The 23879-nt window shown below is 27.9% G+C and carries 21 protein-coding genes; 7 read left to right on the top strand and 14 right to left on the bottom strand.

The window, feature by feature from the left end:
* Positions 1 to 2: 2 nt before the first annotated feature.
* On the bottom strand, positions 3 to 281 hold the full coding sequence (gene rpmB / locus R5397_RS02670) for a 50S ribosomal protein L28 (RefSeq protein ID WP_247065516.1): 279 nt from the start codon (positions 279 to 281) through the stop codon (positions 3 to 5).
* Between the two features lie 9 nt (positions 282 to 290).
* Positions 291 to 1931 carry a hypothetical protein gene (locus R5397_RS02665; protein ID WP_421622800.1) on the bottom strand — a complete coding sequence of 547 codons (1641 nt, stop codon included), beginning with the start codon at positions 1929 to 1931 and terminating at the stop codon, positions 291 to 293.
* Between the two features lie 42 nt (positions 1932 to 1973).
* Between R5397_RS02665 and R5397_RS02660 the strand changes: the two genes are divergently transcribed.
* Positions 1974 to 3107, top strand: a complete 1134-nt coding sequence (locus R5397_RS02660; protein ID WP_421622799.1) for a hypothetical protein — start codon at positions 1974 to 1976, stop codon at positions 3105 to 3107.
* Here the strand turns inward: R5397_RS02660 and R5397_RS02655 are convergent.
* From R5397_RS02655 to R5397_RS02630, 6 genes are read right to left on the bottom strand one after another with little or no spacing between them, the layout of a single operon-like run.
* Positions 3092 to 4885, bottom strand: coding sequence for a hypothetical protein (locus R5397_RS02655; protein ID WP_421622798.1), 1794 nt, complete (start codon positions 4883 to 4885; stop codon positions 3092 to 3094). The genes R5397_RS02660 and R5397_RS02655 overlap by 16 nt on opposite strands.
* Before the next feature lie 15 nt (positions 4886 to 4900).
* The gene (locus tag R5397_RS02650) at positions 4901 to 5842 is read right to left on the bottom strand and encodes a hypothetical protein (protein WP_421622797.1); all 942 of its coding nucleotides are present in this window, start codon (positions 5840 to 5842) and stop codon (positions 4901 to 4903) included.
* Positions 5843 to 5876: 34 nt separating this feature from the next.
* A complete protein-coding gene (locus R5397_RS02645) occupies positions 5877 to 6362 on the bottom strand; it encodes a CarD family transcriptional regulator (protein WP_011772308.1) in 486 nt (161 codons plus the stop codon).
* 47 nt (positions 6363 to 6409) lie between these two features.
* Positions 6410 to 7003: a hypothetical protein gene (locus R5397_RS02640; RefSeq protein WP_247065521.1), complete on the bottom strand. Its 594-nt coding sequence runs from the start codon at positions 7001 to 7003 to the stop codon at positions 6410 to 6412.
* A complete protein-coding gene (locus R5397_RS02635) occupies positions 6996 to 7724 on the bottom strand; it encodes a 16S rRNA (uracil(1498)-N(3))-methyltransferase (RefSeq protein WP_421622796.1) in 729 nt (242 codons plus the stop codon). Before R5397_RS02635 ends, R5397_RS02640 begins: the two co-directional genes overlap by 8 nt.
* Before the next feature lie 3 nt (positions 7725 to 7727).
* Positions 7728 to 9158: a S41 family peptidase gene (locus tag R5397_RS02630; RefSeq protein ID WP_421622795.1), complete on the bottom strand. Its 1431-nt coding sequence runs from the start codon at positions 9156 to 9158 to the stop codon at positions 7728 to 7730.
* A 60-nt stretch (positions 9159 to 9218) separates the two neighbouring features.
* Here R5397_RS02630 and R5397_RS02625 point away from each other — a divergent pair, with 60 nt between their 5' ends.
* The 6 genes from R5397_RS02625 to R5397_RS02600 all read left to right on the top strand — a co-directional run bounded on the left by R5397_RS02625 (position 9219) and on the right by R5397_RS02600 (position 15625).
* On the top strand, positions 9219 to 9647 hold the full coding sequence (locus tag R5397_RS02625) for a hypothetical protein (protein ID WP_421622794.1): 429 nt from the start codon (positions 9219 to 9221) through the stop codon (positions 9645 to 9647).
* 4 nt (positions 9648 to 9651) lie between these two features.
* Positions 9652 to 10785: a P-loop NTPase gene (locus tag R5397_RS02620; protein ID WP_247065525.1), complete on the top strand. Its 1134-nt coding sequence runs from the start codon at positions 9652 to 9654 to the stop codon at positions 10783 to 10785.
* 10 nt (positions 10786 to 10795) lie between these two features.
* Positions 10796 to 11755: a prolipoprotein diacylglyceryl transferase gene (lgt, locus tag R5397_RS02615; RefSeq protein ID WP_421622793.1), complete on the top strand. Its 960-nt coding sequence runs from the start codon at positions 10796 to 10798 to the stop codon at positions 11753 to 11755.
* A 51-nt stretch (positions 11756 to 11806) separates the two neighbouring features.
* Entirely contained in the window at positions 11807 to 13798 is a 1992-nt protein-coding gene (locus R5397_RS02610) for an EAL domain-containing protein (RefSeq protein ID WP_421622792.1), read from the top strand.
* 178 nt (positions 13799 to 13976) lie between these two features.
* Complete coding sequence (locus R5397_RS02605; RefSeq protein WP_421622791.1) at positions 13977 to 15353, top strand: aminopeptidase; 1377 nt, start codon at positions 13977 to 13979, stop codon at positions 15351 to 15353.
* Entirely contained in the window at positions 15350 to 15625 is a 276-nt protein-coding gene (locus R5397_RS02600) for a PTS sugar transporter subunit IIB (protein WP_421622790.1), read from the top strand. The genes R5397_RS02605 and R5397_RS02600 overlap by 4 nt, the downstream gene beginning before the upstream one ends.
* 14 nt (positions 15626 to 15639) lie before the next feature.
* Here the strand turns inward: R5397_RS02600 and R5397_RS02595 are convergent, their stop codons facing one another.
* Genes R5397_RS02595 through R5397_RS02570 form a run of 6 tightly spaced genes read right to left on the bottom strand, consistent with a single transcriptional unit; the run spans position 15640 to position 23873 of the window.
* Positions 15640 to 16692, bottom strand: a complete 1053-nt coding sequence (locus R5397_RS02595; RefSeq protein WP_421622789.1) for an NAD(P)H-dependent glycerol-3-phosphate dehydrogenase — start codon at positions 16690 to 16692, stop codon at positions 15640 to 15642.
* Positions 16693 to 16716: 24 nt separating this feature from the next.
* Positions 16717 to 19005, bottom strand: coding sequence for an AAA family ATPase (locus R5397_RS02590; protein ID WP_421622788.1), 2289 nt, complete (start codon positions 19003 to 19005; stop codon positions 16717 to 16719).
* Between the two features lie 10 nt (positions 19006 to 19015).
* The gene (gene tyrS / locus R5397_RS02585) at positions 19016 to 20236 is read right to left on the bottom strand and encodes a tyrosine--tRNA ligase (RefSeq protein ID WP_421622787.1); all 1221 of its coding nucleotides are present in this window, start codon (positions 20234 to 20236) and stop codon (positions 19016 to 19018) included.
* Entirely contained in the window at positions 20233 to 21570 is a 1338-nt protein-coding gene (locus R5397_RS02580; RefSeq protein WP_247065533.1) for a glycine--tRNA ligase, read from the bottom strand. The genes tyrS and R5397_RS02580 overlap by 4 nt, the downstream gene beginning before the upstream one ends.
* Positions 21571 to 21601: 31 nt before the next feature.
* Positions 21602 to 23125 carry a glutamate--tRNA ligase gene (gene gltX / locus R5397_RS02575; protein WP_421622786.1) on the bottom strand — a complete coding sequence of 508 codons (1524 nt, stop codon included), beginning with the start codon at positions 23123 to 23125 and terminating at the stop codon, positions 21602 to 21604.
* Entirely contained in the window at positions 23094 to 23873 is a 780-nt protein-coding gene (locus R5397_RS02570; RefSeq protein WP_421622785.1) for a hypothetical protein, read from the bottom strand. The genes gltX and R5397_RS02570 overlap by 32 nt, the downstream gene beginning before the upstream one ends.
* Between the last annotated feature and the right edge of the window lie 6 nt (positions 23874 to 23879).

Genomic DNA, 23879 nt, shown 5'->3' with positions numbered 1-23879 from the left:
TTTTAAATAAAATCTTCTATCTTTTTGGAATTTTTCCTCAAAAAAACACTAAGACCTAACTTTGAAATACTCCTTAGAGTACTTGCAGAAACTTTTATATTAATACTTTTTCCAAGCTCAGGAACAAAAAATTTCTTATTTATCAAATTTACCTTAAAAGTTCTCCTGGTCTTTACACCAATGTGTTGTCCCCCTCCACCCTTTTTTCTGGAAAGTCCCTTCCTTGGAACATTGTTTCCAAACATTGTCTTTTTACCTGTTATTTCACATTCTCTTCCCATCTAAATCTCCTAAACTGTATTTTTCTTCTCCAAGTATAAATCCATCAACCTCAAAAATAAATTTAAACTATCAACTACATTTTTAATTATACCACCAAAGTTTACATTATTGCCATAGCTTTTTACAAGCTCAATATCAAGCTCTTTCCAATTATAAATAAACTCCTTTTCTGAAGCGGGTTTAAAATAATCTTCTAAACAATCATTCAAACGTCGTTCTAAAGATTTAATTACTGAATAATACTCATTCAATAAAATTAAAGCCTTTTTATTAATATCTGCTATTATATTCAACAGCAATTTCTCTGAAGATTTATCTCCAACAGACATTCTGTGCAAAAGTGAGTTTATTCTATTACCATAAGTACCCTGTTCGCCAAGATTATTATCAAAATCAATAAGATTGGAATAAATACCAACTAAAGAATGAATATCATTAGAAATTTCTCTAGAAACTTCCATAGCCTTCCACTGTCCCTTAATAATAAGGACATTAATAATATCACTTAGATCCTTTTTCACAAAATTAACCGCATGAGTTTTTAAATAAACTAAAAGATCAGAATAAACATATCCAGTGGTACTCACAATTGCAGATGTAATCTTAGCATGCATACGTTCACTATAATTCTCTAAACTTACAAGAGTCACTCCAGGAAATAATTTCTCGGCCAAAAGCTTAGATTTACTATTTTTTTGCAAAATTTCAATCTTTGCTCTCTCATTTGAAACATGTTTAGAGAGATCATTAAAAAATGATCTTGTCTTTGCTTTTGACTTTTTGACACCAGATATAGGCAAATAATCAGGATCACCGCTAACATACCTTATAAGATATAAAATTTCTTTATTTTTATTTATCTCAATTATAGAGGTTAGTATCTTAAGCCAAACATTTGGTTTAATAGGAAAATTGTCCCTATCTCCATACACCTCTAAAAGAATATCGTAGAGATTTCTCCAAATGGAAACATCTCTAATAGAATATATACATTCCAAAAAATCTTTAATATCATCAAGGATTACACCACAACTAACCGCATTAAATCTTGGTTTATATATAAAGTCATTTTCTGGAAATAAACTATCAAAATTTTTAATAATTGAATAATACTGATACGAGGCTAAGTCAAAAAAGATCTCCAAAGCACCACAAGTCTCATCTATAAACCTGATTTGTTCTTGGGTTATATTGTCCAACAAATAATTTAAATTATTATCCAAATTCTTAGATATATCAGGTGTAAAATTGACTACATCATTAGATGAGAAAGAATAAATATATTCTAAAGCTTGCTTTTGATTATCATTTAAATATTTTTCAACAACAAAATGAATTATTTTATTTGAAGTTCGATATCTTTGTACAAAAAACTTGAAAGGCATAAACGCTTTATAAAGATTATAAATAAACTTAGCAAATTGGGGTAAAGCCTGAATTTTTGAAGCATTAAAAAAATTGCCTACCTTACTTAGATTATTCTTTACCTCTCTAAGTCTTCTTTGCTTCACTTGTTCAGGGGTAAGCTCTTTATTAAAGATAGAAACTAAAAAATCAACTAAACCCAAACTAGCTACTCTCCTTTCATAATAAAATCTAGAGCTCTCAAAGAGATCTAAAATTATGAAATAACTATAAAAATTATACATAATTTATTGTAAAATGGAATAAAATAAAACAAATAATTTTTTATGTGCATAAAGAAATCGATTTTGATCATAGTCTTTACTTTAATTTTTAGTTGCTCAAAAAATGATACCATCACTATATTAACTGATAACAAAATCATGCTATTTTATATAAATCAATTCAATATCCAAAATAAAACTAGCTTTATCATTAAATATAGAGAACATATCAACATGCAAACGATTAATGAAGAAAATGCGCAAGTAATTATCTCAAAAAATATAGACAGCATAAACATAACTAAAAACTTTAAAAATATTCAACAATACTATTACCCAGATTATCCAATATTGAATAATATATCTGAAAAATTCGCATACAGAATTGTCCCTTTAAGCTTTGATGTCCCAATTTTAATATATAAAAATGAATATAATATACAAAAATATATTGATATACAAAATATTAAAGAAATACACAAAAGATTTCAAAAGGAAAAAAAACTTTTTATCTCTCCATACATCTCTGAAAATCTATTTTACACAATATCTGAAATCAATGACATAAATTTTTACTTTGGAAACAGCAAACCAGAATATAATGAAAAAAAAATGTCGGATATGATAAACCACTTTAAATCTTTCATAGATACAAATGAACTTGCATTACACAAAAACTTCACAGAAAAATACAAATATTTAAATTTAGAGAAAATATTACTTCAAAAGAAAACAATTTTAATTGCAGGATTAACTAACTTAACATATTACAATAGCTTAAACAAAGATATCAAAGACAAAATTAATTTTTCATATCTAACAAATAAAGAAAAAAAATCATCAATATGCAACATAAGCTTTATGGGGGTTAAAGAAATATCGACACCTATAGAAAAATTTATTCAATGGATATTAGACCAAGAGGTACAAAAATCACTAATTAAACTTAAAGAAAAAGTAAAATTCAATGAATATTTTGGATTTGCAAATGGATTTACACCCTATAAAGGTTTAAATTTAAAATTAAAAAACATAATCAAAAAAATACCTTCATTTATTATAGATGAAAATTATATAAACAAAAATTCATATATACTAAATAAAGAACAAATAGAAAAAGAAAATCGCATGATTAATGAATTATTTTTATCTAATATAAACAACACAAACTCTAATGAAGATCATGCTTCTTTATAATTAACTCGTATTACATGCAACACAATAAAAAACAAGATAGAAAAAATCAGAATAAAAGATATGTATATATTAACGGATATTTGTATAAAGAATGCTATTAAAATCAACAATAAATAATTTATAAAAAGCGAAATAATACCTGAAAAAATAGCTATTATTAAGGATATAAGAAATATCATAAGTTTTGAATCAAATTCAAAACTTATCTTAGAAGCTACAGCTATAAACATAACACCAAAAAAAACTAATAAAATAGGACTCATCATTAAAAAAAGACTTGAAGAAAACACACTTATCAGTATTAAGTTAAACGTTTTAACTCTATTAAAAGCACCTAAAAGAACTTGAATGGGTAAAAAAATGCTATCCTTACCAGAATTTGCAAATAAACGCAAATTATTAACATCATTATTAATATTAATGATTTTTGTATTACTTAAATCAAAGTCTGTAAGCGATACAATTATCTTAGTGGCAGTAACGTCACTATTTTCATTTTTCTTATCTAAAACATTTTGATAAACCCCATTGCCCTTAAGAGTAGCAAATGGTACTTTAATATGCAATATAATATTACCTGATCTATTAAATCTAATAAGCTCAAAATTTTTAATCATCTTTATATAAGAAGAAACGGTATTTACAACCTTTTGCATATAAATATAATCATATGTCCCATTACCAGAATTAGGTTGAAACAAAAATATATCATTGATGCCATAATGCTCATAATGCTTTTCAATCTCATCAAAAAAGAAATACTCATCTTTAAGCTTTTCTAAAGACTTATTTTTATAATTTAAGATCTCATTATCATTTGGAAATAAATTATGAAGCTTTAAAAAGCCATAATATGCAGGCTTAAATTTTTCTGTATTGAGATATAAAAAATTTTTTTGCTTCTCTTCAAAAACTGAAGACTTCTTTTCAATTTCGATATTTTTATATTCATTAATAGCTTTGAAAGTTAAATCTAACAGTGCAGCAAATTCATCATCTCTAGTAGAAACCAATCCCATATAAGCAAAATAATTAGCTGTAGAATAATCACCTTTAGAAATAAATCCATTAACAATATCTTGAAAATCCCTCTTAGTCAAATTTTTAATCAAATGTACCTTAAGCGTCTTTCTAACTTTTTCCAAATCAACATCATAAATAGGCATTCTATCATATTCAGACCGAGTCAAATAATAATTAATTGAAAGTTCATCGTTATCAGAAATAAGTCTCATTTTTTCATACATTCTAAGCAATTCTTCAAGGTATTTTCTCTTCTGTTGCAAAACCTCTATCAACTCATTTACATCTAATGTCTTATTTGAAGACAAATTTATATCTATACTTTTAACCTCATTAACTATCGAATTTGCCTGACCTGCAAGAAGATTATATCTCTCATAGTTATACTTATATTCACTTCTTTGAGTAAGAATATAAGACATAACAGAGTTAAAAACAAACATAAAAACAATGCCTATTATAAAAAACAGAAACATGAATGGATAGAGTTTTTTAAATAAACATCCTTTATAGTCTCTTAGATAAAGCCGTGTCTCATGTTTAGCTAAAAAGATAAAATAAACTAAAACAAAGAAAATAAAAAATCCATTAAAATAATGATAAATACTTAAAATAGTATCAAAAAATGTGGCTATTAATACATGTTTGTCTAAATAATCTGCCCCAAAGAAATACGTGTAACAAAAAACAAAGCAAATAAATAAAAGTAAAAGAATAAAAAATTTACTTACAAATGTATACAACTCTCTTTTCATATATAACAAATTAGTTTAACATAAACTATTATCAAATCCTTCACTCACACTAATATACTTAAAAATAAAGCTAATCAAATAAGTAGAAAAGAAAGTAAGTACACAAAAAATAAAAGGAACATAATTAGAAACTACATTTTCGCCCATAATCAAATCTAAACTCTCAGGAAATTCAATCGCATAAATATTATAAACTTTAAAAAATAATATAATAAAAATAGGATAAAGAAAAAAAGATAAACCACTTGAAAATATAAGATTAAAAACATAAGAAAATGAAAATAAAAGTAAAGCAAACCCAAATATGTTAAAAATCAAACTAAAAGATTCTAAAGAAAACAAAAAATTATTCAAAGTATCCAAATCACTAAAAACATAATTAATTAAATTATTATACAATTTATGAGTAAAAAATGAATTTGCATTAAAATTCATGATATCAGATTCAGATTTTTCTGAATCATATGAAAAAGTCTTAAAATTTCCCTCATTAAACCCATTATCCTCAATTTTTAAAATACCTTTAAAACCAAATGATTTAACATCATCACTATAAAAGACTATTTTATCATCAAAAAAATGCACTACCCCATCTTTAATAATTTTTTCACCTCTGCTATGAAAGTCCAAAAAAACAGAATGAAAATTAGCAGATGCTAAAAATCCAAAATAAGATAAAAGCAGTATAAAAATAAAAACAATACTATAAAAAACTCCAGAAACGCGCAACGTCTTCACATTAAAAGGATAAGCAATTCTCATAAAAGTAGCAACTAAAGATAAAGGAAAAGAATAAAGATAAGCATCATAATAAAGTTCAAAACTTATAATAGAAAGATTCGCTTGCAAAAACTTATATTTCAAGTAAGATGTACAAACAAACATCAAGGAAAAGATAAAAAACATAACAATAAATCTGAAAGATATTAAAAAAATAAACCTCAAAATGCTCAACATAATAAGTTCCTACAAGTTATAAAAAATAAAAAATCTAGGATTTTCCCATAGACAGAACTTCTTTTATCTTTTGTTTAGCTTCTTCAAAGCTAATTTGCAAGGCTAAACTAATCTCATGTTGCAAAATCAATTCAAAATCATTTAAAATTCTTTTCTCATAGAAAGGTAATTCTTTTTGCATAGATTTTGTATACAAAAATTTATACAATTTAGCGGTACTTAATATATCACTTTGTTTATAAAAATCATGACTACCATCTTTTATCTTTTTTTGATCTATTTGCTCTTCAAAGTCTTTAATAATATTGAAAACTTCTTCTACTTTCTCCTTACTCACCAAGGCTCTAATTCCAAGATCATCTGCTCTAGAGACTGGAACCATAAAAGTCATTTCATTAAATGGAAAATATATTTCATAATAATCAATAAACTCGCCATTAAATTCCTTATTTTGAATGTTTTTTATTTTTCCCACTCCCTGCATTGGATAAACTACAGCTTGATCTAATACAAATGCCATTTCTTTACCTCATATAAATTTTCACCAATATCTAATAATTAAAAAAATCACAAAAATACACTTAAATTAGTTCTAATGCCAAATTTATTTACATAAAACAAATACTCAAGATAACTATCACTACAAAAACTTATTATCATACTAGGAGTAAGTTTATTAATATTGGCAAAGAACATTTCTTTGTTTCTCTTAACAGCTTTCAAATCATAATAACCAATAAAGTTAATCTCTTTATGTGACTCTTTTAATCTTAAAAAATTTCTCTTAGAAATTATTTTATCTTTATCAATAATATAACACGTTTTATATGTATTTTCTAGTACACTCATCAAAACAAGCAAAATCGAATTCGAATCATAACAGCCAATATCGATCCTTTTAAAAAACTTACAAAGGGATCTTAATAATTTAGAATTTGAAAAAACAAGTGAAGAACTCCTAACAAGATTTCTAAACCTCTTAAAAAACAAAAATTTTAGCAAAGACTTACAATCAATAAAAATAACCATCGAATGATATGGATAAGATACAAGATATTCAAATCGGCCAATCAATTTATCACTACTCTTAAATACATCTATTGGAATTCCAAAGAAATAAATCCTATCTGGTTTTGAATATATATCTTTTAAATTAGCCATTATTACCCTCTAATAATAATTTAAAATGAGCAAGTGAATAAACAGCAGCTGTATCTGCTCTTAAAATTGGGGTATTAAATCTTACAAATTTAAAATTTAACTTTTTAAAGAAATGAATTTCTGATTTTGAAAAACAACCCTCAGGACCTATTAAAATTCCAATTTTACCAAAAGCACTAATATCATTACCACAACCTAGAAAACTACCTTCTTTATGAGCAACATAATAATTCACAGATGAGGAATAAGGAATACTAAAAAAATTTTTGTAAAAATTAATACTAGGCACTTGGGTATTGCCACTTTGCTTTAAAGCCTCATTAATCAATCTTAAAAATCTTGAACTTTTAAATTCCAAATCATCCATGTCTATTCTAGCAATAGAATTATCAGCATTAACAATATTTATATGATCTACGCCAATTTCAACAACTTGTCTTAAAATTAAATCTAATTTTCTACCTTTAAGACTAGATATAAATATACTTATTTCAAAATCACGCTTCTTAAGCATTTCTACCTTAAGAGTAGAGAGTTTAATAAGATTATTATCTATACTAAAAATTTCAGCAAACCTTACCTCCCTTCCCCTTAAGAGAACATTTAACGTATCGCCTACCTTAACTCTTCTTACATCAACAAGATAGTGATATATCTTAACATCATCAATAATGATATCATTATAAAATAAACAAGTATCGTCTAAGACTATTTGTTTCACAGATTAACTTTTAGTTCCCTTTACAAGATATTCATAAGCAGCTCTTAAAGGCTTGTCATAATGTAAATTATAAATTGGCATTTCATTATGTGTGTCTTGATAAAATTGCGAAAATACATAAAGCCCTAAAATATCCTTATCTATATTATGGATCGAATGTTCTTTAAGAATCTTATCTACAAAAGCATCTATTTCTTTCTCAGTGATAAACTTTTTGTTTTTTCTGCTATTTAAAAAACCTTCTACTAATTTCTTATCAAGAATTTGTCTGTATGCTAAGACTTCAGTTTCAGAAAACTCTCTCTCTCCAACTTCCAAGTCAGGCTTAATACCAATATTATGAATACTGTGACCAGAAGGGGTATAGTACTTGGAATTTGTAATCTTAAATCCTCCAGTATAGAAAGGTAATATACGTTGAATTACTCCTTTACCATAAGATTTCTCACCTATAACATAAACTCTTTTATTATCTTTTAAAGCTCCAACTAAAACCTCCGACGCTGATGCTGAATGTTTATCAATCAAAACAACAATTGGCATGTCCAAAGGCACTATATGTGAAGAACTAGCTTTGTATTCCACAGGAACCTTAGAATCTCTTGCCCTTGTTGATACAATAAGTCCTTCAACCAAAATATCATCAGCTATCTCTATTGCATCTTGAAGATAACCACCGGTATTAAATCTTAGATCTAAAATTAAAGATTTGATATTACGAATTTGCAGTTTTTCAAAAGCTTTTTTAAAATATGTGTTAGTATTTGGATTAAAACTTAATATCTTAATATACCCAACATTTTTATTAATAACATCATGTTTAACAGTCTGTATATCTACTTTTTCTCTAACAAGTTCAAATTCAAGTTTTAAATCTTTATCTCTTAAAACAGAAATTTTAACTTTAGTACCCGCTTTTCCTTTTAAAAGACTACCTACTTGTTCTATTGTCATTAAAGTAGTACTCTTACCATCAATATCCGTAATGTAATCACCAGACTTAACTCCAGCCTTATAAGCAGGCCCCTCTTCAAAAGCAGTAACAATCATTACATAAGAAGCATCAATAACAGAACTATCAGATTTTACAGGAACATTTTTCTTAACAATAGAAACTCCAATTCCAACATAGTTTCCTTCAGTAGTCTTTGAAATTTCTACTAAATCTTCTTTTGTCAAATATTGCGAATAAGGGTCATTTAATGCTTTAAACATACCTTTTAAAGCACCTTCAAAAATAGCCTCATCATCAACAGGCTCAACATAATTCTTCTTAATAAAATTAAAAGCATCCATCATCATTTGACCATAAGTGGACGCAGATATCTTACCCTTAGAAGGATCCGTTTGTGCAAAGATAGATTCTACAATAACTGAAGAACTGATACTTAAGGCTAATACAAAGTATACAAATACTAAACATTTTTTTTTCATTGAATAATTCCTACATAAATAAAACTTGATTTTATCTTCATAATATAATATTTTAAGATTATGTTAAAGACAAATAACTCAAAAGCAAAAAGAATAATTACAGGTCTCGTTCTTGTTTTACAAACAGTCTCAAGCATATTAATATTGTTAACACTATATGGATTTGCTGAAAGAACAATATTTGTAAATAACTCTTCTATCAAGTTTATGATAGCATTCATCATATTCTCACCAGAATTATGTATATCAATATTAACAACAAACTATATGTTGTATGAACAATTCAAAATCCTTCACAACTTAATCATCATAACAAAAACCTTTCAAATAGTAATGGTTTTTTTACTTATTATATTGGGATTAAGCCTTGACTTATTATATGTATATCAACCATGGCTATTTATGCTTTTAGGAATAATAATAACTTATACTATATTTAATGCAGTGATTTTAATTTTAATAAAAATAAAGGATAAAATAACGGGGTAAAGGTTTGATTATCATTCCTGTAGCTAGTGGAAAAGGAGGTGTTGGTAAATCTCTTTTTTCAACAAATATTGCAATTTGTCTTGCAAATGAAGGGAAAAAAGTATTACTTGTCGACCTTGACCTTGGCGGTTCAAATTTACACTCTATGCTAAATATCATACCTAAAAAGAGTATTGGAACTTTTCTTAAAACAAAAATTCCCTTTAAAGACGTAATAATTGAATCAGGAATAAAAAATTTAAGCTTTATTGCAGGAGATTCAGATATTCCTGAACTTGCAAATATAGCTATCTTTCAAAAGAAAAAAATAATAAATAACTTAAAGAAGTTAAACTATGATTACCTAATAATTGACCTTGGTGCTGGCACAACATTTAATACAATAGATTTCTTTTTAATTTCAAATCGCGGAGTAATAATAACGATCCCAACAGTAACAGCAACAATGAATGCTTATTTATTCTTAAAAAATGCAATCTTTAGGCTTATATCAAAAATATTTACAAAAGAGACAAAAGCATACAAACTAATATCTGACATAAAAAAAGACTCTAGCGATTTACAAAGAATATATATACCTAATCTATTACTCAAAATAGAAAATTATGATCCTGAAAGTTATGAAAAATTTATGAAAAAATTTTCACAGTTTAGCCCTTTCATAATATTTAACATGTTAAACAAACCTGATGACATCAAAAAAATTGAAAGGATACTAAAATCTGCAAAAAACTATTTAAATATAAATTTACAAAGTATAGGTTCAATTTATAAAGACGAGCTTATCGACAAAGCATTAAACCATAAAATACCAATAACTATTTATAAACCAACAAGCTTAACTTCCAAAAGTATTAAAAAAATAGCAAAAAAATTAGTTGAACTTGAAACCATAATAAATGATGTAGAACTCTTAAGCGAAGATGATCTAAACGAAAACTATCATTTTGTAATTCAAGAAGCACAAGATGAATACCTAAAAAAATATGCATATCTTGAATCGTTACTAATGAACAAAACAATAGATAATAATACAATTATTGATATAATAAAATCTCAACAAAAAGAAATTGCAACATTAAGAAAACAAAATATAATGTTTAAAAAAAAATTATTTGCACAATTAAAAAAAGACTAAGGAGAAAAAAATGCCAAATTATATAAACTATCCTAGTTGGTTACATCCCGAGATAATTAAAGGTATCCCCATTACATGGTATAGCCTATCTTATATTATCATAATAATAATTTCTTACAAATTCATTTGGTATCAAATAAAAACTGATAAACTTAACATAGAAAAAAGTGACTATGAAAAACTAATGTTTTCGCTTGTTATGGGAGCAATAATTGGCGCAAGACTAACATCTACTTTAATTTATGACAGGAGTGGAATTTATTATACACACCCATGGCTTATTTTTCTGCCATTTGACCAAAACTGGAATTTTACAGGTTTTAGAGGAATGGCAATACACGGAGGATTTTTCGGAGTAATTATTGCACCAACAATAATAATACATACCGAACTTAAACACACAAATATAAAGAAATACTTCAGAAAGATAACTGATTACGGAGCAATAGCCTTCTCTTCAGGATATATACTTGGAAGATTTGCTAATTTTGCAAATGCAGAGCTTTATGGAAGACCAATGAAAGGCGGTATAATATTTCCCAATGCAGAACCTTTTAAAGTAAGTCAGAAAGGAGTAAGAGAATTTGCAGAATCAATTGGAATGGAAATATTACCTCACGACTTGTTTATTAACCTACCGAGAATTCCATCACAACTCATTGAAGGATTCTTTGAGGGAACTGTAACCTTTTTATTACTATGGTTTATTTTTAGGAAAATAAAAAAATATGACGGTTTTATCTTTGGAATATACATAATTCTTTACGGACTATTTAGATTCTTTATTGAGTACTTAAGAGAGCCAGACAAGGAAATAGGATTTGTGATAACTTACAAAAAACCTGAGAGCATATTAGATTTTTCATTTTTAAACATATCAATAGGACAAATATTTTCATTAATTTTAATATTATCTGGAATAATCTGGCTTTCATGGGCCAAAAGAAGATCGGAAAAACTAAAGAAATAAATCACAAAATATAGATTTATACCAAAATTAATATAAATTTATTTAAATAAGATGAAAAATCCAAATTCAATTGTAATATCTGAAGAAACAATTAATGATAATGATATTACAAAGATCAAATCTATTTTTAAAATATCACAAATAGTAAAATCTAGAAAAAATATCTCTAGCGAATATATCAAACAAAGTAATATTAAATTTGCTATTATTTATAACCACAAAAGACCAATAGATTTTTCAATCAATATGGCAAATGACTTAAAAAGTATTAATAACATTCATTCTATTATCATAGATAACAAATCTATAGACGAAGCAATATATAGGCCAAATTATATAGAAATATTAAAAAACATCAGTGAATTAAACGACAAACACAAACTCATACAACAAAAAAAACTTTATTATGACAATAATAATGCTAATCTTAATTTTTTCTTAAATCTATCTGAACTTATTCAAGAAATAGTGATCATTACAAATACTGACAATGACATCATTTACATTAACGAAAAAGGAAGCAAAGAACTTGAACTCCCAATAAAGATTGGGGGCAAAACAAATAAAATAAGTGACATCAATATCATAGATTTAGAAAAAGATACAAAAATAGATTTAAGTTACAATATAAATGATATTCCCGAATTCAAAAACATACTAATAACCAACTGCCTTTTAAAGATTAAGAATAACAAAAAATTAATAGTAGACTTATTTATCAGTACAATTGCTCAAAACAATATTGATAAATTAATTACAATCAAAGACATATCAGAGTTAAAATCTAAACACAGTATTCAAGATCTCACAATCATTGATCAACAAACAGATCTGTATAACATTAAAGAACTTGAAAAGCTATTGATAAATCAAATTGAATCTTCTTATAAAAAAATATATTTATTTGATCTGGATTTACACATAAATACAGAATGTGAATATAAAGACAAGAGAGATAACTCCGACTTAAAGATACTTAAGAAAATTACTTCGAGAATAATGTCATTTTATTCAGAATACATATTTAGATTAAAAGACAATAATTTAATAGTCATTATATCTACAAGCGGAGGAGAACAAAGACTAATTTCAATTGCAGAAGAAATCAAAAAAACCATTTCAAGAGAACTTAAAAAAGAAGGCCTCATAATATTTAAATTCAACATAGGAATAATAGAAGTAAACCTAAAAGAAGATATAGAGACAAAGATTTCAAAATTAAAAATAGCAACAAAAATATCCGATGAATATAAAGATTCCACGCCTATTTTATACAAAGATGAATTACCAGAAACAATACTTATCAAAAAACAAAATAAAATATTTGAATATATAGTAAAAGCAATAAAGAATGACTTTTTTAGTCTCTATTATCAAAAAATTACTCCTCTTAAAAAAGATCTAAAACCCAAAATTGAAATATTAACAAGACTTTTTGACTATACAGGAACTCCTATCCCAAATAGCAATGTATTTAGCTTAATAGATAAGTATAATTTAACTGTTGAAGTGGATAAACTGGTAGTTACTAAAGCATTAAGAGAATATACAAATTTTGTAGCAAAAAATGGTATTCATATCTTTTCAATAAATATTTCACCATACTCACTCAAGTCCAAAAATTTCAGAATATTCCTCAAAGAAACACTTCTTAAAAGCCATGTTCCACTTCAAAACGTATGCTTAGAAATAACAGAAACTGGAATTTTAGAAAATTTTGAATTAATCAACACATACTTCAACGAACTTAAAACCTTTGGAATTAAACTTGCACTTGACGATTTTGGCAGCGGATATACGTCACTTTCATACATTAAAATCTTGCCAATAGATATCATCAAAATAGATGGTTCTTTCATTCAAGTAATAAATTCTAGTCAAACAGATCTCGTAATAATAAAATCAATAAAAGACATTGCTGACACAAAAAAAATAAAAATTATAGCTGAATTTGTATCTAATGAAGAAATACTTAAAAAGATAAACGAAATAGGAATAGATTATGGACAAGGATTTCTGTGGCATAAACCAGAGCCAATTTAAAAATATACAAAATATTTTCTTAATACTATATATAACAACACTTAAATTCATTTAATCTTAAAGACAATTAGAAAGCCCAAATTCAAAAAGCAACTGAACCCTATTTTCTATATATTATTAAACTGCATTAAAAAAAGAATAGAATGTTATAATAAGTAATCAGGAGGAGAAAATTTCAATGACAAAACAAAATCCTTGGACTTCTTTAAACGAAGAAGATAGAAATAACATTTTAGAATTTACTCAAAAATACAAAAAATTTTTAAGCACAGTTAAAACTGAAAGAGAAGCCACCAACTATACTATACAAAGAGCAAAGGAAAAAGGTTTTATTAATGCCTGTGAAAAACAAGAACTCAAAGCTGGGGATAAAATCTTTTACACATGTCGCAATAAAAACATTGCTCTTGTATTTATCGGAAAAGAACCTATTGAAAATGGAATGAATTTCATTGTATCACACACAGATTCACCAAGACTTGATGCCAAACCATCACCAATTACTGAAGAGAACGAATTAACAATGATGAAAACAAATTATTATGGTGGTATCAAAAAATATCAATGGTTATCCATTCCTCTATCAATACGAGGCATAATATTTTTGCAAAACGGAGAAAAAATAGAAATTAACATCGGTGATGATAAGAATGATCCCGTATTTGTAATTCCCGACATCCTGCCACATCTTGACAGAAAAGTACAAAGAGACAAAAAAGCTGATGACATTATTGAAGGTGAAAATTTAAAAATCATAATTGGAAGTCTACCTATTGAGACTAAAGAAAAAGAAAAAGTAAAATATGCCACTCTAAAGTTAATAAAAGAAAAATACAAAATAGAAGAAGATGATTTCGCGTCAGCAGAAATAGAAATAGTACCAGCAGGAGAAGCAAAAGACATAGGATTTGATAGAGCACTAATTGGTGCTTATGGTCAAGATGACAGGGTGTGTGTTTATACTTCACTAGAAGCTATCCTAAATTTAGAAGAAATACCAAGCAAAACCGCTGTATGTTTTCTAGTTGACAAGGAAGAGATTGGATCTACTGGATCAACCGGGCTAAACTCAAGATATCTTGAATACTTTGTATCAGACATAATATTCAAACTTGAACAGAACAAATATAATAACCTCCTTGTTCAAAAAGTATTATGGAACTCAAAAAGTATATCTGCTGATGTTTGCAGTGCAATAAATCCCTTATTCAAATCGGTGCATGATGAACAAAACGCACCCAAATTGGGATATGGAATATCTATCATGAAATATACAGGTCACGGGGGTAAAATCATGGCTAGTGATGCTGATGCTGAACTTATCTCTTATGTTAGGAATTTGCTAAATAAAAATAAAATAGCTTGGCAAGTAGCCACACTTGGAAAAGTAGACGAAGGTGGTGGAGGAACTGTTGCAAAATTCTTAGCACATTATGGCATAAGAACAATAGACATAGGACCTGGTGTCATTAGTATGCACTCACCGTTTGAAATAACCTCGAAATTTGACGTATATACTTCTTACACGGCTTATAAAGCATTCTTTAAGGGATGACAAAAATGAATAAAGAAACAATAAAAACATCAGAACATATTTTAGAATGTTTTGGGGGCATTTCAAATATCAAACAAGTAGACAAAGATCTAACTAGAATAAAAATATTAGTTGACAGCAATTCTCTAGTTAAGAGAGAAAACTTAACAGAAGATCAAAATATTATAGGAGCAATTAAGTCAAATGAATTCACAGAAATTGTAATGAACTTTGAAATAATTGATGACGTTTATAGCAATATCTTGTATATGATGAACAAAAAAACACAATAGGACCCGTTTGGGTCCTAAACTTCAAAATTTCTTATATAATCAATGACAGCTTCAGGTCTTAATTCTTTATTTAAAATTTTATACACTATGCTCGCTAAATTATGACAATTTGAATCACTACCTAAAAATTTAAAAAGCAAAGCAACTTCATTAGCAGCAATTACTCCCTCTGGCAAATAACCAATTTTATGAATATTATTTATCAAATCATCTATACCAGCCAAACCTTCTAAGATATTTTTACTAACAATTTCACGACCAAATCGTCTATTCCTTCCAAAAATACTTCTACAAGTAACATCTAAATCCCCAGAACCAGCTAAAAATAAAAATGTTTCCGCATCGCAAGAACCAAGCTTAAACGCAATATCTTTCATGTCATTTAAAGAAACTGAGAATAAAAAAGACTCCGTATTATTGCCTATCAAATTTGGATTTTCAATTTTATACTCATCCAAAATTCCAAATGCAATTGCAAATATATTTTTCAAAGCCGATGCTATTTGAACCCCAAGAATATCATCACTATAAAACATAGAAATAGAAGTATTACTAAATAAATTAATAAATTCAAAAGCATTGACTCTATTCTTACTGGCAGCAACAAGTCCTGTAATAATTCCAAGTCCAACTTCTTCAGCATGACTTGGCCCTGCAATATAGGTAATTTCATCTTTATAGTCACTTAAAACACTCTCTGCAACATCTACAATCGTACAAGGCCTCCCATCAATTGTTATAAAACCTTTTGTAAGGATTGCCAACTTAAACTTTTTAGTAGTGCACATACTTTTCAATTTATGCAAAACATTTAAAGTATAAAGAGAAGGTGTCACAACAAAAACATAATCGGCTTGATCTACAACATCTTGCAAATCAGAACTTGCAATCAAATTATTTGGTAATTTAATATCCTTTAAATACTTGACATTTTCATAATCATTATTAATGCCATCTCTAACATCTTCTTCAAAAGACCATATAAAAACATTATCTTTAAACTTATCTGCCAAAACCTTAGCAATAGCAGTTCCCCAAGCCCCTGCTCCCACTATAGATATTTTCATATATACCTCCTTATAATCATGAGTTTACAACAACTCATATTTTATTGTCTCGTCCAGGTAAACTCTAATCTTATCATTCTCTTTGAATTTTTTTGAAATCATGTCATTGACTAATAAACCCCCAATCTCCTTGAGCACAATTTTACGCACACTCTTAATGCCAAGTCCACTTCTATAAGTCTTATTTTGAAAATAATTGACAATATTTTCTTCAAAGAAAACATCGACTTTTTCATTCTTTAGTATCTTAACAAAATTATTCATCTCTTCAATAATAATTTTTTCAAAATCGTCCTCACCCACAGGCTTAAAGAAAAAAATATGATCCACAAGGTCCAAAAATTGAGTAGAAAAACGTTTCTCTAGCAAACTTCTACCATCGATTGTTTCGGTTTTAAATCCAATACCATCAAATTCCCTATGTTTTATCTCAATATCTAGTATTATTAGACTATCTGATAAGCTTACACTTCTACCAAGACTATCAAAAAGCCTACCTGTATTAAATCCTTCAAAAAAAAAATCTGTAACCCTCTTGGAAGATTTATCAAAATTGGACAGGACAATAATTGAACTTGAAGATTCACTTAAAAATTTAAAAAACTTAGTAGGTTCATCATAAGATTCAGATCCATATATAGGTCCTATTAATCTATTAATGCCATCAAAATCACCGTATTCACTCATTCCCAAAGTCAATTTAGGTATCTTAAGTTCTTCTGACAAAATACATGCAAGCCTATTCTTATCTACATCAGAAGAACCCATAAAAATGAAGATACCAAGAGTATTATTTTTTAAGAAAAATTTAATCCTTAAAAGTTTAATGTTTAATATCAAATCAGATAAAATATTCTCATCAATTATTATGCTCTCTCTTATTTTACGTTCCAGATTAACGAGCAAATTTTGATCATAATCATCAAAATTAAAAACATTAGTTCCAATAATGGATTTAACAAAAATTTTTACATCATCGCCCGTTATGACTTTCTTATTACCCTCAAGTTTAAATTTAGCTCCAAGACCATCTAATAGGTCAAAAGCTTTATCGGGAAGGAATCTGTCTTTAATATACTTAGACATATTAATTGAAGCCCATATGGCCTCATCTGTGTACTCCACATTATGATGTTTTTCATATTGTTCCTTAGCCCCTTTTAAAATAAGATAAGTATCCTCAAAACTTGGTTCTTTAAGTTCTATGCTATGAAATCTTCTCATTAAAGCTTTATCTTTCAAAAAGAATTTTTGGTATTCATATTTGGTAGTAGCACCAATTAATTTTACTTTACCTAAAGTTAATATAGGCTTTAACAAATTTGAAACATCTATGTTACTAAAAGACGTAGCCCCAGCTCCAACTATCATATGAATTTCGTCGATAAAAAGAATTACTTTTTTTTTTAAATATAAGAAATCTAAGAGTTTATTTACTCTATCTTCAAGATCTCCTCTATACCGCGTTCCAGATATAAGTCTCCCAATATCAAGAGAATAAACCTCATAACCTACCAATTCCTGAGGTACTTGGTCCACTTTTATCATATAAGCAAGTCCTTGCAATAATATTGTCTTCCCAACTCCAGGATCTCCAAATACAATTGGATTACTCTTATATTTACGAAGCATTATTTGAATCAATTCGCATAACTCTTCTTCTCGACCAACCAAAGGGTTTTTATCTAAGCTTGGCTCTAAACTATCAATAACATTAACTAAAAAATCTTCAACTAAATTGTCATTATCAGATAAATCATCACTTTGCTCTAACTTTAAATAATCTTCTTCAAAAATACTCAAAACCCCATCCTTATCCATCTCTTTACCAAAAAGATCATTTGCAATAAATTTTTCATTTTCACTAGAGTTTAAATCTAAATCTGAACCTAAGTAATCATAAACTTCAATTATCTTGTCAAAGATAGTCAAACTAAAACCTGATTTTAATAAAGCATCTAAAATTATATTTTTTCTTTTACTAATTAATACCCATAACAAATCTTTCTCTTGCAACTTATAAGGTTTCTTATAATAAAAAATTGTATTGACTATTTCTTGATATAAATCATTCATCTTAAAAAGATAATCTGAAATATCAGAATCTCTTAAAGGAAGCTGTTCAAAGAATTTTTCCAAAATTTTATTAAAACTATAAAAATCAAGTGTACATAAACTAAGCAACTCTTTAATCTTTTCATCGCTAATTAAACTGTAAAAAATATGCTCTTCAGTAAAAACAAGATGCTTACGTTTCATAAAAAACAGAAATGATTTAAAAAACAAATTATTTAAAGTTCTTCTGTTATACATGAAACACCAACTACAAAATAACCCTTAAAATCCTTTTTTTGCCAATTTTAAGTTCAATTTCACCATTGGTAAAATTATACTTACTAAGACAATAATCTTGCTCCCCTATTCTTACTTTATCTATATAAACTCCACCAGAATTAATAAGCCGCCTAGCCTCTGACTTACTAGATACAACTTTAGCTAGAACCATTAGGTCAATTAATAAAATGCGCCCTTCTAAACTATCTAATGCCAATTTAAAGAAAGGAATATCCGCTCTATTCCCTTCACCTCCTTTAAATGCTGCTTGAGCTGCTGAGGATGCCTTTAAAGCTGCATCTTCTCCATGAACAATTTTTGTTATTTCAAACGCCAAGGTTTCTTTTGCCTTATTTAACAAATGCCCTTTAACACTTGACATATGCTCGATTTCATCATCCCCCAAAAAAGTAAATAAATACAAAAAATTCTTAACATCCAAGTCTGGAACATTCCTAAAATATTGATAAAAATCATAAACACTGTAAAACTCTGCATCGAGATAGACTGCTCCCTTTTCTGATTTGCCCATCTTTTTACCATCACTTCTTGTAATAAGCGGCAATGTAAGTCCAAAAACTTCTGTTCCCAACTTTTTCTTAACCAAATCAACACCTGAGACAATATTTCCCCATTGATCATCACCCCCAATTTGAAGTTTACAGTTCTTATTTTTATTTAACATATAAAAATCATATGATTGCAAAAGTTGATAATTAAATTCAATAAATGAAAGACCATCCTTAATTCTTCTCTTATAAGTTTCAAAACCCAACATACGATTAACAGAAAAGCAAACCCCAATATCTCTTAAAAACTCAATATAATTAATATTATCAAGCCATTCTGAATTATCTAGGATACATCCGCTACTGAAATCTATTATTTTAAGCAATTGTGCTCTTATTGCCTTAACATTTTTTTCTATATCCTCTTTTGATAAAATTTTTCTCATTGAATCCTTACCTGAAGGATCTCCTATTTTTGTAGTTCCACCACCAACCAAAGCAATTGGAATATGACCTTGCCTTTGAAGATGTGCCATTGCCATAAAAGGAATCAAATGTCCAATATGCAAAGAATTAAAAGCAGCATCAACACCAACATAAAAAACTACTCTCTCCTCATCCATTAATGTGCTTAAGGCTTCCAAATTCGTACACTGTTTCAAAAATCCTCTTTTTTCCAAAATCCCTAAGGCAAGATTCATCTATTTGCAACTCCCTTATAATTTAGAATTTCAGTTCTAATATATGAATATAAATCATCAATAGGAATCCTTACTTGAGCCATACTATCTCTATCCCTCAAAGTAACGGTTCTATTTTCAATAGTATCATAATCTACTGTTACACAATAAGGCGTACCAATCTCATCTTGACGCCTGTAACGTTTGCCTATTGTACCATTGTCATCATAAAACATGTAAAAATCATCACTAAACTGCATAAATACTTTTCTGGCAAGTTCAGGAAGTCCATCTTTTTTCACAAGAGGAAGTATTGCTACCTTATAAGGAGCAAGTTTAGGATGCAAACGCAGAACTATTCGTTTACCTTCTCCCTCAAGCTCCTCATGAGCATAAGCATCACAAAGAGTCATTAAAACACTCCTTGTAAGTCCAAGAGACGTCTCAATAACATAAGGAATATATTTATCACCGCTTGTTAAATCATGATATTCAAACATTTTAGGCTTACCACAAAACTTTGCATGCTGAGACAAATCGTAATTACCTCTATTATGAATTCCTTCAATTTCTTGAAAACCAAATGGAAATTTATACTCAATATCAACTGCAGCTTTAGCATAATGAGCAAGTTCATCCCCTTTATGTTCTTTAAACCTAAGATTATCAGATTTTATTCCAAGAGTTTCAATAAAAAAATTCATTCTCTTTTGCTGCCAATAATAATACCAATCATCCATCTGATTAGGATGTACAAAAAATTGCATTTCCATCTGTTCAAATTCACAAGTCCTAAATATAAAATTCTTAGCTACTATCTCATTTCTAAAAGCCTTACCAACCTGAGCTATACCAAAAGGAACTTTAAGTCTTGTAGAATCTAACACATTGCGAAAGTTAACAAAAATACCCTGAGCAGTCTCTGGCCTTAAATAAATTTCATTAGAACTATCCTCAACAGCTCCAATATTAGTCTTAAACATTAAATTAAAACTTCGTGGAGTTGTAAACATACCCATAGAATTACAACTAGAACAACCATTAGACAAATCAATAGAATTTATTCTAAATCTATTCTTACAATTTTTACAATCCACTAATAAATCTAAAAAACTATCAACATGTCCTGACGCTTCCCAAACCTCAGGTCTCATTAAAATTGAACTATCCAATCCTACCACATTTTCATGTAGGTAAACCATGGTATTCCACCATTCTTTTTGTATGTTTTTCTTAAGCTCAATACCCAAAGGTCCATAATCCCATACACCTGAGAGTCCCCCATAAATTTCTGAGGATTGAAATACAAACCCTTTTCTTTTAGCAAGCGAAATAATATCTTCTATTTTAATCATATTAAACATCCTAAAAATTTATTCCAAACACTTACTTACATTCATGTTTTCTCAAAAATTGCTGTGCTTGATTTATTCTATTAAAAACTTTGGTTTTACCAAGTAATTGCAAAGAATCAAAAAGAGGCGGTGATACTTTACTGCCAAGAACCGCTATTCTAATTGGAAGAAGCACTTCTCCTATTTTTAGATTATTTTCCTTAGCAAAATCATAAAAAATTTTTTCGTTTTCAGACAATATTCTTGTCTCAAATCCTTCTAATAATGGCTTAACCTTTTCTAAGAATAAACAAATATCACCCGCTGTCTTTTTCTTACCTAAAAACTCATCTAAATTCCACGTTTCAATATCTTCATAAAAAAACTTAAGCATCGTAACAGAATCACTAAGTTTCCTAATTCTTGGCTTTATTAGAGAAACTAAAAGAATTAATTTTTGCTCATCAAAAGAATTAATCTCTTTTTTAATGTAACCTGCTTTTTGCAAGAATGGAATTATAAGCTTGGCTAACTCATTATTTCCTTTCTCCCTAATATAATGGCTATTAAAAAAATCTAATTTATTATAGTCAAAAACAGCAGGAGATTTATTGACTCTCTCAATAGAAAATAATCTTCGAAGTTCATCTTTTGTAAAAAATTCACTCTTATCATCATAAGACCAACCAAGCAAAGTAATGTAATTAATAATGGCTTCAGGAAGATACCCATCATCAATAAATTGTTTTAAAGCTGTAGAACCATGTCTCTTACTTAATTTCTGCCCATCACTTCCCATAACCATTGGTAGATGACAATAAATTGGGGGATTCCATCCAAAAGAACTATAAAGAAGTACATGTAAAGGACCTGAGGAAATCCATTCCTGAGCTCTTAATACATGAGAAACTTCCATCAAGTGATCATCAACAACATTTGCAAGATGATAAGTTGGAAGCCCATCAGATTTAAGAAGAACAGGATCAGGACTAATATCCTTATTTGCCCACGTAATTTTGTCAAGTAAAATATCATTAAAACAAGTCTCACCATCAAGAGGAATCTTAAATCTAATAACAGGAGTGATTCCTAAACTCAAAGCATTTCTCATCTCATTCTCACTTAAATTCCTACAATGTCTATCATAACCTGGTGCCATCCTGTTAACAGTTTGAATTTTTCTGATTCTCTCCAGTCTCTCAGGCGTGCAATAACAATAATAAGCATTTCCCAATTCAACCAATTGTTTAGCATATTTTTGATATATTTCTATTCTCTTTGACTGAACATAAGGTGCATAAGGACCACCACAAGTAGGACCCTCATCAAAATCAATGCCAAGCCACTCTAAACTTTGATACAGATCCTCTTCCGCTTCTTTACAATACCTAGTTTGATCCGTATCCTCTATTCTAAGCAAAAATTTCCCTCCACAAGATTTAGCAAAAAAATAATTGAATAAAACTGTTCTAATGCCCCCAATGTGCTGCAAACCAGTTGGAGAAGGTGCATATCTAACTCTTATATTCACAACATAACCTCTTTTAGTAAAAGATATCCTTTTTTGAAATATCATAAATGTAGTAAAACACTACAAAAAATAAATTTGAATTAAGCAATCTTGTATTTCTAACATTCAGTTGATCTTTATATTTAAAATATTTATCTCGAATCTCAAGTCTATTTTTTTCAACCAATTGGTACTCTAAATTTGATCTCTTTAAGACATAATAAAAATAAACTGTAAAAATAGGCTCTCCTCTTAAAAAATACCTTTTTAAAAAGTTTATTTCACTACTCAACTTTTCATAATCTTCATCGGCAATAGCATTAAGTGCCACACAATACCTTAACCATTTATTTTTACTATATGCATGATTAGCAATTAAACCAGAAGCTTTCTCTTCCTCCCTAAAACTAATACATATAGAATAAAGTTCCATGATTGTCTTATTACTCATTTTAGTATCTTTTAAATAAAAATAAATCTCGTCAAGACTATTTTTATCTTGTTTAATTAAAATTATTTTTAAAAGAAGAGAAATATCAAATACACTCTTAAGTGTTTTTCGAAGTATCTTAAGCTTTAAAAAAGTATAAGTATGCTCTATGCCATTCAACATAAAATATAATCTTGAATATAAAAATTTAGAATAAACAATATTAAAAATAAATATAAATACAATAAAAGTTAAAATAAAAAAACAATGTAAGAAAATAAAGTCTAAAAAATTTGAAAATTTGAAAATTTCTAATAAATAAACAAAATACAAAAAAGCAATAAAAAATATGATATCAAAAACAAAAAGTATTCTGTCAACCATTAAAGA

The organism is Borrelia sp. MN22-0132 (assembly GCF_049201035.1).
Classification (GTDB): Bacteria; Spirochaetota; Spirochaetia; order Borreliales; family Borreliaceae; genus Borrelia; species Borrelia puertoricensis.
Note: the sequence above shows the minus strand (reverse complement) of the source record. Positions and strands in the feature narration are given on the sequence as shown.